This is a genomic window from Pseudomonas brassicacearum subsp. neoaurantiaca (assembly GCF_013608025.1).
Classification (GTDB): domain Bacteria; phylum Pseudomonadota; class Gammaproteobacteria; order Pseudomonadales; family Pseudomonadaceae; genus Aquipseudomonas.
The window spans coordinates 50077-62493 of the sequence record NZ_VDLV01000027.1 but is presented as its reverse complement, the minus strand read 5'-3'; the positions used below and the strand labels follow the sequence as shown (position 1 = coordinate 62493).

General features: G+C 60.0%; 8 protein-coding genes. 4 read left to right on the top strand and 4 right to left on the bottom strand.

What is annotated here, in order from left to right; all coding sequences use genetic code 11:
* Positions 1-154 precede the first annotated feature (154 nt).
* From FHK92_RS15935 to FHK92_RS15925, 3 genes are all read left to right on the top strand, one after another.
* The gene (locus FHK92_RS15935) at positions 155-781 is read left to right on the top strand and encodes a response regulator transcription factor (protein WP_181288905.1); all 627 of its coding nucleotides are present in this window, start codon (positions 155-157) and stop codon (positions 779-781) included.
* 11 nt (positions 782-792) lie between these two features.
* Positions 793-4407, top strand: coding sequence for a transporter substrate-binding domain-containing protein (locus tag FHK92_RS15930; RefSeq protein ID WP_181288904.1), 3615 nt, complete (start codon positions 793-795; stop codon positions 4405-4407).
* A gap of 74 nt (positions 4408-4481) precedes the next feature.
* A complete protein-coding gene (locus tag FHK92_RS15925; protein WP_181288903.1) occupies positions 4482-7427 on the top strand; it encodes an HD domain-containing phosphohydrolase in 2946 nt (981 codons plus the stop codon).
* On the opposite strand, the gene FHK92_RS15920 is transcribed toward FHK92_RS15925, so the two are convergent.
* On the bottom strand, positions 7428-7910 hold the full coding sequence (locus FHK92_RS15920; RefSeq protein ID WP_181288902.1) for a GAF domain-containing protein: 483 nt from the start codon (positions 7908-7910) through the stop codon (positions 7428-7430).
* Entirely contained in the window at positions 7907-8797 is an 891-nt protein-coding gene (locus tag FHK92_RS15915) for an ATP-binding protein (RefSeq protein ID WP_181288901.1), read from the bottom strand. The genes FHK92_RS15920 and FHK92_RS15915 overlap by 4 nt, the downstream gene beginning before the upstream one ends.
* Before the next feature lie 163 nt (positions 8798-8960).
* Here FHK92_RS15915 and FHK92_RS15910 point away from each other — a divergent pair, with 163 nt between their 5' ends.
* Positions 8961-11282, top strand: coding sequence for a hybrid sensor histidine kinase/response regulator (locus FHK92_RS15910; RefSeq protein WP_181288900.1), 2322 nt, complete (start codon positions 8961-8963; stop codon positions 11280-11282).
* On the opposite strand, the gene FHK92_RS15905 is transcribed toward FHK92_RS15910, so the two are convergent.
* Complete coding sequence (locus tag FHK92_RS15905) at positions 11266-11727, bottom strand: MarR family winged helix-turn-helix transcriptional regulator (RefSeq protein ID WP_181288899.1); 462 nt, start codon at positions 11725-11727, stop codon at positions 11266-11268. The genes FHK92_RS15910 and FHK92_RS15905 overlap by 17 nt on opposite strands.
* Positions 11724-12209: a glutathione peroxidase gene (locus tag FHK92_RS15900; protein WP_181288898.1), complete on the bottom strand. Its 486-nt coding sequence runs from the start codon at positions 12207-12209 to the stop codon at positions 11724-11726. Before FHK92_RS15900 ends, FHK92_RS15905 begins: the two co-directional genes overlap by 4 nt.
* Positions 12210-12417: the final 208 nt, after the last annotated feature.

Here is a 12417-nt window from a genome sequence, read left to right as displayed (position 1 = left end):
CCACCTACTAATTGGCTAAGTACATCGTGGTATCTCGCGCCTTTTTTTGTAGGAAAGTTCTGAAATTGATCGCGCATGCCCCGTCTCCTCGTACGAGCTGACGTTAACTGGGCTAAGGTGCGCGCTTTATTTAAGCTTGCAGGGGACTTTATTCATGAACTCCGTTTTTATTGTCGACGATCATCCGGTCATCCGCCTCGCCGTTCGAATGCTGCTGGAGCATGAAGGTTATAAAGTCGTAGGGGAAACTGACAATGGCGTCGATGCGATGCAAATGGTGCGCGAATGTATGCCGGATCTGGTCATCCTGGATATCAGCATTCCCAAACTTGACGGACTGGAAATTCTTTCGCGCTTCAATGCCATGACCACGCCGCTCAAGACATTAGTGCTGACGGCTCAATCCCCAACGCTCTTCGGCATTCGCTGCATGCAATCCGGCGCTTCCGGCTACGTTTGCAAACAGGAAGATCTCAGCGAACTCGTCAGCGCAATAAAAGCCGTACTGTCCGGCTACAACTATTTTCCCAGCCAGGCACTCACGCCCGTCGCTCATGACGACCCGCGCAGTATCGAGCTGGATCTTTTCAAGAGCGTCAATGACCGCGAGTTGATGGTTCTGCAACTTTTTGCCCAAGGCCGCACCAACAAGGAAATAGCCAAGGGCATGTTTCTCAGCAATAAAACAGTCAGCACCTATAAAAAACGACTCATGCAGAAACTTAAAGTTAAGTCGTTGGTAGACCTTATTGAAATGGCAAAGCGAAACGCGCTGGTGTGAGAAACAATAGGATGTTCAATCGCATAAGCAAATTCCTTCTGCTGTTAGGCGCAGGGGTATTTGCGCAAAATCTCATGGCAACGCCGGATATGCCCCAGCGCTACGCGCTATTGAGTCGCGCGACGACGGATCCTATCGAAATCCGTCTCGATGAGCCCCAACGCGCCTGGCTGAAAGGCCGTCGGGAATTGGTCCTCGGAACCTCCGCGCCGGATTATCCCCCTTTCGACCTTTCCACCAGCGGGCGCGACTACGAAGGCATGACCGCCGATTATGCGGGCCTCATCGCCAAGGCGACCGGCCTGCCCATGAAAGTCCTGCGCTTCGCGTCCCGCGAGGCCGCGATTGTCGCGCTCAAGCATGGGCAAATCGACCTGCTCGGCAGTGCCAACGGTTTCGAAGCCCGGACCACCGGCATCATGTTGTCGGCCCCCTATGCCGTGGACCAACCGGTCCTGGTCACCCGAACGAGTGAAAACCGGCCCCTGACCGACGATCTCGAAGGGCTGCGGTTGAGCATGGTCTATCACTACCTGCCCCTGCACGAAATCGAAAAGCTGTACCCCAAGGCGTCTATCACCGCCTACCCCTCCTACCAGAACGCGATCAATGCAGTCGCCTTCGGGCAGGCCGATGTATTTCTCGGCGATACCATTTCCACCCATTACATGATCAACAAGGGGTACTTGAGCAACATCCGCATGGCCAGCTTCGCAAAACATGAATCGTCCGGATTCGCCTTCGCGCTGCGACACGACGACACCCGATTGCTCGACATCATCAACGCCACGCTCAACCAGATCCCAATCGCCGAACAAGCGGCCATTTCCAAGCGCTGGAGTGCGGGCAGCGATCTCTATCTCACGGATCACCAGATACAACTGACCGACCGCGAACAGCGCTGGCTGGCCCGGCACTCCACAATCCGAGTGGCAGTGAACGAAACGTTCGCCCCGTTTACCTTCTTCGATCCGGACGGCGATTTTCGCGGCATCAGTGCCGACTTGCTGGAACTGGTCAGGCTACGTACCGGCCTGCGGTTGGAGATCCAGCGCCACGGTACGGACAACGGCATGATCAGCGCAGTCCTGAACGGCCAGGCTGATGTCATTGCCGCGCTTTCGCCCAGCCGTGACCGACAACAAATGCTAAGACTAAGCCGTCCCTACATGGACAGCTCTTTCGTCCTGTTGACGCGCAAGAAGTCCAACACCCCGGCGACACTGGACCAGTTCGCGGGCAAGAGCCTGGCGATCGCCAAAGGCAACCCTGTTATCGATTGGCTGCGCGGCCAGTACCCAGGCCTGCGGATCATCGAAACCAACGACGCGCTGAACGCCGTCCAGTTGCTCGCCCAAGGACAAGCCGATGGCAGCGTGAACTCGCTGATCATGGCGAATTATTTCATGTCCTCCCACACCTTGCGGGACACCTTGCAAATCAGCAGCACCGTGGGCACCCAACAGGCGATGTTCTCCCTGGCCGTTGGAAAAAACGCCACGGAGCTCAGCTCCATCCTCGACAAGGCATTGACCAGCATCGACCCGGACGAGCTGGGCGTCATCAACAACCGTTGGCGTGGCTACGTCCCGGCGTCGGAAGCAGCCTGGCGCACCTATAACCGCGTGTTTCTGCAGGTCGCTGCGGGCGCTGGCCTGCTACTCCTGCTCTCCCTGGCCTGGAATGCCTACATGCGGCGCCAGATCAGGCAACGTCAACAGGCGGAGCTGGCGCTCAATGACCAGCTCGAGTTCATGCACGCCCTGCTCAACGGCACGCCCCATCCCATCTATGTGCGGGACCGCAACGGTTTCCTGCAAAGCTGCAACGACAGCTATCTTGAGACATTCAATGCAAGGCGCGAGGACATCATCGGCAAGGGTGTCATGCCCGGTTCCATGAGTAATGCCTTCGAGGCGCAGGAATATCAGGCGGACTATCAACGCGTGATGACCGAAGGCGTTCCCCTGATCGTTGATCGGCCGCTGCACATCGGTGACAGGAAGCTCACGGTCTATCACTGGATCCTTCCCTATCGTAATTCGGCGGCACAAGTGCAAGGCATCATCGGCGGTTGGATCGACATCAGCGATCGGCGGGAGCTGTTCGATGAACTGCGTGCCGCCAAGGAGCAGGCCGAGAACGCCAACCGCGCCAAAAGTACCTTCCTGGCGACCATGAGCCACGAAATCCGCACGCCGATGAACGCCGTGATCGGCATGCTCGAGCTCGCCCTCAAGCACGCCGACAAAGGCCATGTGGACCGCTCGGCGATAGAAGTCGCGTACGAATCGGCCTCCGGCATGCTGGAGCTGATCGGCGACATCCTCGATATCGCCCGGATCGAGTCAGGCCATCTGAGCCTGGCGCCCGAACGTGTCGACCTGAGAGCCCTTTTACAGTCGGTCATCCGGGTGTTTGCAGGATTGGCCCGGCAGAAGAGCGTGGTGTTGGCATTGCACTTCGAGCCTGCCGAAGGCAATCCGAACGTGTACATCGACCCGATGCGATTCAAGCAGGTCATCTCGAACCTGATCAGCAACGCCCTGAAATTCACCGAGCGAGGTGAGGTCAAGGTGAGCGTGAAACTGTCACCCACCGTCCAACAAGAGACGCTGCACCTGCAATTGGAGGTCAGCGACAGCGGTATCGGTATCAGCCCGGCGGACCTGCGGAGGTTGTTCGAGCCGTTTGCCCAGGCCGATAACAGCAGCCGGATGGCGCGCAAGGGCGCGGGCCTGGGCCTGGTTATCAGTCGTCACCTTTGCCGCATGATGGGAGGCGATCTGCGGATGAACAGCCAGCCGGGCGTTGGCACCCAGGTCCGGGTCTCCTTGCAATTGACCGCCCTGACCGGGGCCCCGCCGCGCCCTGACGCCGAAACCATGGTCGAAACCGCCGCCTGTGCATTGAGCGTCCTGGTCGTGGACGATCATCCGGCGAATCGTTTACTGATGTCCCAGCAATTGGACTACCTCGGTCATCGCCACCACCTCAGCCACGACGGCGCGCAAGGGCTCAAGGCCTGGCTGAGCGGGCATTTCGATCTGGTGATCGCTGATTGCAACATGCCCATCATGAGCGGCTACGAACTCGCCAGGGCGATCCGTCTGCACGAGATGGAACATCAACTACCGCCCTGCACCATTCTGGGATTCACCGCCAATGCACAACCCGAGGAGAGACAGCGCTGCAAGGATGCCGGCATGAACGATTGCCTGTTCAAGCCGATCAGTCTGAGTGCGCTGAATCAATGGATGAACCAGATCAAACCCGCCAAGCGTCCCAACGCATTCAACGTTCAATGCCTGCAAACCCTGACCGGAGGCGACCCCGTGTCGACGCGACGCCTGCTGGCGGAGCTGTTCAGCAGCAATCGTTCGGACCGGCAGGAGTTGCTTGACGCCGCTGAAAACGGAGACAGGCGAGCATTGGTCGAGACGGCACATAAAATCAAAGGCGTCGCCCGCATCGTACAGGCAACCACGTTGGTTCAACTTTGCGAGGCATTGGAGCAGGCCTGTCATCAAGCGCCAAGAAGAGTCGAAGAGCACACCCAGGCCCTCGAACAGGCAATGACAGAACTGGAGCAGGCCCTGCAAACGGAGATCATCAAGGCAGAATAACCCAGTGTTTACTATGCTGTTCGCTCAGCAGTGCGTAGCGGGGGCGATCCCCCCGAACACTTGGAGTGACGGAAATGCCCAGCGCACCGCGTCCGGAAAAACGCCGGTTTCCCCTGCATGTCCATATCAGCGTGATGTTCACGCTGCTCTTGCTCCTGACGAGCGTGGTGTTGGGCGTATTTAATTACCAGCAAACCACCCAGATCATCCTGTCCAGCAGCGAAAAACTGTTCAATCGCGTCGAACAGGACGTGCGCGTGGACCTGTACGACACCTACGCACCGATCCGTCACCTGCTGGGCCTGCTGGCTGATTATCCGGCAACCCGCGAGCCGCGGATGGCGGAACGATTGGCCTTGCTCGCGCCTTTCAGCCGGGCGCTGCGGGACAACCCGAACCTGGCGTCGTTGTACCTCGGCGATCGCAATGGCAACTTCCTGATGGTTCGGCCATTACGCACCGAGACCTTGAGAACCGCCCTCAAGGCCCCGGCCGACGCGACGTATCAGGTCTGGACCGTGGAACGCACGAGCGAGGGCCAGGTTCACTCCCGATCGCTGTTCTATGACCAGGCCCTGACGCTCATCGGCCAACAGGACAATCCTGACGAAACCTTTGATCCACGCGGCCGGGGCTGGTTTCGCAGCGCAATGGAAACAGCGGAGCAGATTACAACCGAGCCCTATGTGTTCTTTTCCACTCGAAACATCGGCACGACCCTCGCCCGACGCAGCGGCGAGCATGCGGTCATCGGTGCTGACCTGACCCTGGCCGCCCTGTCCCAGACGCTGGCAAAGCACAAGGTCACCGCCGGCACCGAGATCGTCCTGATCGACCCCCAAGGCAACACGGTGGGCTACCCCGACAGCAGCCGACTGATCGCTGATATCGAATCATCAAGGCTGATCAAGGCCCGCGACCTGAACCCGGCGATTGCCGCCGCGCTCGATGAAAACAGCGACACGCCGCGCCTGGAGGCGGCGGGTCGCCAATGGATCGTTTCCCGCAGCCACATGCAGGAAGGTGGGCCACAAGGCCTGGAACTGGCTTTGCTGGTGCCGGAAGACGAGTTACTCGCCGATGCCTATCGCATGCGCTGGCAAGGCGCCTTGATTACCCTCGCCACCTTGCTGCTGTGCCTGCCCTTGGGCTGGCTGACCTCCAGGATCCTGGTCAAGCCGTTACGATCCCTGGTTCAGGAGGCCGATGCGATTCGCAGCTTCGACTTCGATTATCCGGCGTCCCGTCGCTCCCCGGTGCTAGAGGTCGATCAGTTGGGCGTTTCCATGGCCCGCATGAAAGAGACCCTGGCGAGCTTTTTCGAGATCACCGCCAGTCTGCGTGCCGAAACCCGCTTCGCCCCGCTTTTGGAACGCGTGTTGTTCGAGACCGTGAAAATCGGCCAGGCCCAGGCCGGGCTGATCTATCTTCGCGAAAGCGATGGCGAGCAAATCAAGCCGTATGGACTGGTCATCGACGGAACCCCTCGGGATCTGCAAAGGTTCGAACTGCAAGGCTTTTCGCTGAATGCTCCGGGCGGCCCGCATTGGTTTCAACGATTGACCGTCGCGGAAACATTGGTGTTCTCCCTCGGCTTCGAACAGGCCGGCGATTTGCGTGGTGTCCTGCTGGCGATGGACGCGCCACGCGTCCACCTGATCGGCATCCACCTGCGTAACCGTCATCAGGAAACCGTCGGAGTGCTGGTGCTGTTGATCAGCGACAGCGGCACCGACGCCGATCTGGAAAAACTCCAGCCAGACCGCATCGCGTTCCTGCAGGCCGTGTCCGGCGCCGCGACGGTGAGCATCGAAAGCCAACGCTTGCAAGCCAGGCAGAAGCAACTGCTGGACTCGTTCATTCAACTGCTCGCCGGCGCGATCGATGCGAAGAGCCCTTACACCGGCGGCCATTGCCAGCGAGTGCCCGCGCTGACACTGATGCTCGCCCAAGCGGCAGCCGCCAGCCAAGCGCCTGCGTTCGAAGGGTATCGACCAACGGAAGACGAATGGGAGGCGCTGCACATAGCGGCCTGGCTGCACGACTGTGGCAAGGTCACTACACCTGAGTACGTGGTGGACAAAGCCACCAAGCTGGAAACCTTGAACGACCGCATCCATGAGGTCCGGACCCGCTTCGAAGTCCTCAAGCGCGATGCCTGGATCGATTACTGGCAGGCGGTGGCAAGCGGTGGCGAAGCGTCATCCCTGGCTCGGCAACGCGATGCGACATTGATCGCCCTGGATGATGACTTCGCCTTCGTCGCACATTGCAACCTGGGCTCCGAAGCCATGGCCGACGATGACTTGCAACGTCTGCAACACATCGCCCAGCGCACCTGGACCCGCACCCTGGATGATCGGCTGGGCGTCTCCTGGGAGGAAAACCGCCGCCAGGCACGCGCTCCCAAACCGACGCTGCCCGTCACCGAATCATTGCTGGCGGACAAACCCGAGCACCTGTTCGAGCGGCATGAGGCCGAGCTGATTCCGGCGGACAATCCGTGGGGCTTTCAGCTCGACGTGCCCACCTGGAAATACAACCGCGGCGAACTGTACAACCTCAGCGTCACGCGCGGCACGCTGACCCGTGAAGAGCGCTACGTGATCAATCACCACATGGTCCAGACCATCCTGATGCTCAGCCAGTTGCCCTTCCCCAGCCACTTGGAAAACGTCGCGGAGATCGCCGGCGGCCATCACGAGAAAATGGACGGCACCGGTTATCCCAAGCGACTCAAGCGCGAACAGATGAGCCTGCCGGCTCGAATGATGGCAATCGCCGACATCTTCGAAGCCCTGACCGCGGCGGACCGACCGTATAAGAAAGCCAAGAAACTGAGCGAGGCCCTGGGCATCATGGCCACCATGTGCCGTGACGCCCATATCGATTGCGAACTGTTCAAGCTGTTCATCGACGAGCGAATCTACATGCGCTACGCCGAGGAATATCTTGATCCGCGCCAGATCGACGAAATCGATCTGGGCAGCCTGTTGGCCAAGGCGGGGTTGAAAGCGTGATCAGCACTCGGTCAAACGCAGGAATATTGCTGCCAATTGCTCGATGCCGGCCTGGTCATGCTCGGTGAAGCGCGCCAGTTTCGGACTGTCCAGGTCCAGCACGCCGATAAGGCGTCCGTCCTTGACCAGCGGCACGACCAATTCGCTGTTCGAAGCACTGTCACAAGCGATGTGCCCGGGGAAGGCGTGGACATCTTCGACGCGCTGGGTCTGGAGTGTCGCCGCGGCGGCACCACAGACGCCGCGACCGAAGGGAATCCGTACACAGGCGATCTGCCCCTGGAATGGGCCCAGCACCAGTTCTTCGTTGCGATTGAGGTAAAAACCGGCCCAGTTCAGGTCCTCCAGCTGATTGAACAGGAACGCCGAAAACTGCGCCGCGTTGGCGATGAAATCGCGCTCATCCGCGAGCAGCGATTGCAGCTGTGCCGACAGCAGTCCGTAGCCTTCAAGACCGGCGCCGGTGTTCGTCAAATCGATCATGCGTTGTGCTCCAGAAGCTTGAGGCCCACCCAATAACGGGCAAATTGATAGGCGCAACGTCCATTGCGGTTGCCGCGCCCGGTCGCCCAGCGGACCGCCTGGATGTCCAGCGCTTCGTCACGTTGCCAGGCCAACCCGGCCTTGGCGGCGAGTGTGCCGATCCAATGCTCTACCACGTCGAGGAAATGCTCTTGGGTAAAGGGATAGAACGACAACCACAAGCCGAAACGGTCGGACAGGGCGATCTTGTCTTCGACGGCCTCGCTGGGGTGAAGCTCGCCGTCGACCCGCTTCCAGTTCTCGTTGTCGCTTTCCTTTTCCGGCACCAGGTGACGCCGATTGGAAGTCGCATACAGCAGCACGTTATCCGGCGCCTGTTCGAGGGAACCGTCCAATACGCTCTTGAGCACGCGATAATCGCCTTCACCGGACTCGAACGACAGATCGTCGCAGAACACCACGAAGCGCTGGGGCAGCTTGGCGACCTGTTCGACCACCCGGGGCAGATCGGCCAGGTGATCACGCTCGATCTCGATCAACCGCAGGCCATTCCCGGCGTGTTCAGCCAGCAAGGCTCGTATCAGGGAGGACTTGCCCGTGCCACGCGATCCCCAGAGCAGCGCATGGTTGGCTGGCATGCCGTCGATGAACTGCCGGGTATTGCGGCCCAACTGTTCAACCTGGCGATCCACGCCGATCAGGTCCGACAGCCGCATGTCGAGACTGACTTCAAGCGGCAGCAGGAAGCCGCTGCGCCCGTCACGTTGCCAGCGTGCGGCCAGGGTCTGCGTCCAGTCGACGGCAGGCCGTGGCGCAGGCAACAAGGGTTCTATGCGGGCCAACACCGCATCGGCGCGGTCAAGAAAAGCAATTAATCGAGCGTCCACGTCTTCTCCTCGGACAGGTTCACGGTAATGATGACGCTACAGCGACGAAACGACGAAGCCGATGGCGGGTCTGTTTCACACACTACACACCGGTCGCACCGGTATTCAGAGATGATCAGCTATGCTTGACCAGCGAAGGGAAACGTAAGTGGTTCACCATTCCATGGACATCAGGTTCACCCAACGGCTGTCGTACAAACAGGCCCGACTGACCGTCCTGGTGGGTTTCGTGCTGGGCACGTTGTTGAGCCTGGTGCAGATCGGCATCGATTATGCCAGCGAAGACGCGTCGATCAACCGTGAAATCCTGTCCCTGCTGGAAATCAGCCACAACCCGGCATCACGCATCGCCTACAACATCGACGCCGAACTCGCCCAGGAACTGGCCCTGGGCCTGTTGCGTTCCCCAGCCATCATCGGCGCCGAACTGATCGACAACAACAATACGGTGCTGGCGAGCGTCAAGCGCCCTGAACTGCAAAGCAGCTACCGGTTTATCAGCGACTTCCTTTTCGGCGCCCAACGCCAGTTCGAAGACCGGCTCTATTTGAACCATTTGCCTGACGAGTCCTTGGGTATCTTGCGACTGGAGGTCGATACGTACTCGTTCGGCAGTCGCTTCCTGCGCCGGGCCGAAGTCACCCTGCTCAACGGTTTCGCCCGCAGCCTGATCCTGACCGGCCTGCTGCTCGCCTTGTTCTACGTCATGCTGACCAAGCCGCTGGTACGGGTCATCCGCGAGCTGAGCAGCCGCGACCCGAGCAGCAGCGAGCAAAGTCCCCTGGAATGCCCCACCGGCCACCAATACGACGAAATTGGCGTGCTGGTGTCGGTTGCCAACCAGCAGTTTGAAAACATCTCGACCGAAATACAGCAACGGCGCACGGCTGAAAATCGCCTCACCGATTACCTGGCGCAGCTGGAAAACATCGTTTCAGCGCGCACCGCCGAACTCAAGGCCATCAATGCCCGCCTCAGCCAGTCCAACGATGAACTGGAGATTGCCCGGCGTACCGCCCTGGACATGGCCGAAGCCCGCTCCGCGTTCCTGGCCAACATGAGCCATGAAATCCGAACGCCACTCAACGGACTGCTCGGCATGATCGCGTTGTCCCTTGACGGTCCATTGACCGCCGAACAGCAGCAACAGCTGTCAATCGCCCATGACTCAGGCAAGGTATTGGTGGAGCTGCTCAACGATATCCTCGACCTGTCCAAGTTCGACGCCGGCCAACTGGAACTCGAACGGATACCGTTCGACCTCGGCTCGCTGATCGAGGACACCGCCAACCTGCTTTCCCAAAATGCCGCCCCAAGCGTCGAACTGGCGTGCCTGATCGAGCCGCAGTTCCCCGCCCAGGTATTGGGCGATCCGACCCGCGTTCGCCAAATCGTCAGCAACCTGCTGTCCAACGCCCTGAAATTCACCCGCTTCGGCCGGGTCGACGTGCGTTTGAGCCAACACGAAGGCGGCGTGCGGATCGAGGTCTGCGACACAGGCATTGGCATACCCCAGGAGGCCCAGGCCCGAATTCTCCAGCCGTTCACCCAGGCTGGCGCCGGCATCACGCGCCAGTTCGGCGGCACCGGGCTCGGGCTGGCACTGACCTACAACCTCTGCGAAGCCATGCAAGGCCGCTTGACGATCAGCTCCGAGGCTGGCTTCGGCAGCCAATTCTGCGCGGACCTGCCACTGCCTTGTCACACCCCCGCGCCCCCCATCGAACCCTTGCATGGCAATGTCGTCGCCATTACCACCGCTAATAGCGGATTGGCCGAATTGTTGGGCATGCTGGTGCCAGGCTGGGGATTGGACTACGTACAACGTTCCGTGGATGACGGATTGCTGGGGCTCAATCCCGACATCCTGATCACCGATTGCCCGGAATGCCTGTTCAATCTGCGGCCAACCTTCGCGGCGCCGATCCTGCTGGTGACGGCCTACGGCAGCTTCATGCCCAGCGAAGAGGCGGCCGCCCTCGCCCCCTTGCTGCAACAAGCCCGGCCGCTGGCGCGCCATGCGCTTTATCAGATCTTGCGGCGCGCCCTGCAAAGCGAGGCGACCACCATCAACGACGCGCAGATCGAAGCGCTGGCGCCTTCGCGCCGCGGGCGAGTGCTGCTCGTGGAAGACAACCCCGTCAACCAACTGGTGGCCAAGGGCATGCTGGTGAAGCTGGGCTGCGAAGTCGTCGTCGCGGCCCACGGCATCGAGGCCCTTGACCAGCTCGAACAGCAGGATTTCGATCTGGTGTTGATGGACTGCAACATGCCGGTCATGGACGGTTATGAAGCCAGCCGGCAAATTCGTCGCAGCGGGCGCTGGCCAAACCTGCCGATTGTCGCGCTGACCGCCAATGCGATGCCCGAGGAGCGCGAACGCTGCCGCGCCGCCGGCATGAGCGATTATCTGTCCAAGCCATTTCGTCGCGAAGAACTCGCGGCATTGCTGGATCAGTGGGTGCCCACTACGTCAGCGCTTTGATCTGAGCCAACAAATGATCCAGGCTGTCTCGCAGGTCACCCACGCGATCCAGGTCGATGCCGCTGTCGCAAAGCAGACGGGCCTTGAGCGGGCCGACCTGCTCGCGCAAGGCCTTTCCGCTGTCCGACAGGCTCAAATGCACCTCGCGTTCATCACGGGCTGAACGCTGGCGCTGGACCAACGCCAGTTGCTCCAAACGCTTGAGCAGCGGCGTCAGCGTGCCGGAATCAAGCAGTAGGCGCTCCCCCAGGGCCTTGACCGTGGGTTGCTCCGGAGCGTTTTCCTGCCATTCCCACAGCACCAGCATCGCCAGATACTGCGGGTAGGTCAGGCCGAGCTGATCCAGCATCGGCTTGTAGCCACGAATCACCGCCCGCGATGCGGCGTACAGCTTGAAGCACAACTGGCTGTCGAGCTTCAGCGAATCGACTGACAGATCATTCATTTGAGCAGGGCTTCGATCTCGGCGGTGAGGTCCTGGGGCTTGGTAGTCGGGGCAAAGCGCTTGACCACCTGGCCATCCTTGCCAATCAGGAACTTGGTGAAATTCCATTTGATGCCTTTGGACCCCAGCACGCCAGGCGCCCGCTGCTTGAGCTGGACGAACAGCGGATGGGCATTGGCGCCGTTGACTTCGACTTTCTTGAACAGTGGAAAGCTCACGCCGAAGTTGAGTTCGCAAAACTCGGAAATCGCCCCCTCATTCCCCGGCTCCTGCTTGCCAAATTGGTTGCAGGGAAAGCCCAGCACCACCAGTCCACGGTCCTTATAAGACTGCCACAACGCCTCGAGCCCCTTGTATTGCGGAGTGAAACCGCACTGGCTGGCGGTATTGACCACCAGCACAGCCTTGCCGGCGAAATCGGCAAGGGTCTTTTGCTCGCCCTTGATGGTGATACACGGGATGCTCAGTAGATTGTCGGTCATGGGGCAGCTCCTGAAGAAGTTAGGACGCTGAAGATAGCGAGCAATTAAATTGTGTGCAATTTAATTATCGGGACACACCGACGTGCCGAGAGGCTTTTGTGGCGAGAGAGCTTGCTCCCGCTCGACGGCGCAGCCGTCGTAACCCCGGCGGACGCGGTCTATCTGGCAAACTCCGGCAAATCGGTTTTGGGGCGGCTGCGCCGCCCAG

What these genes read in the sequence shown, in the direction of transcription:
- FHK92_RS15935 (WP_181288905.1), top strand. Translation starts at nt 155, where the DNA reads ATGAACTCCGTTTTTATTGTCGACGATCATCCGGTCATCCGCCTCGCC.
- FHK92_RS15930 (WP_181288904.1), top strand. Translation starts at nt 793, where the DNA reads ATGTTCAATCGCATAAGCAAATTCCTTCTGCTGTTAGGCGCAGGGGTA.
- FHK92_RS15925 (WP_181288903.1), top strand. Translation starts at nt 4,482, where the DNA reads ATGCCCAGCGCACCGCGTCCGGAAAAACGCCGGTTTCCCCTGCATGTC.
- FHK92_RS15920 (WP_181288902.1), bottom strand. Translation starts at nt 7,910, where the DNA reads ATGATCGATTTGACGAACACCGGCGCCGGTCTTGAAGGCTACGGACTG.
- FHK92_RS15910 (WP_181288900.1), top strand. Translation starts at nt 8,961, where the DNA reads ATGGACATCAGGTTCACCCAACGGCTGTCGTACAAACAGGCCCGACTG.
- FHK92_RS15905 (WP_181288899.1), bottom strand. Translation starts at nt 11,727, where the DNA reads ATGAATGATCTGTCAGTCGATTCGCTGAAGCTCGACAGCCAGTTGTGC.
- FHK92_RS15900 (WP_181288898.1), bottom strand. Translation starts at nt 12,209, where the DNA reads ATGACCGACAATCTACTGAGCATCCCGTGTATCACCATCAAGGGCGAG.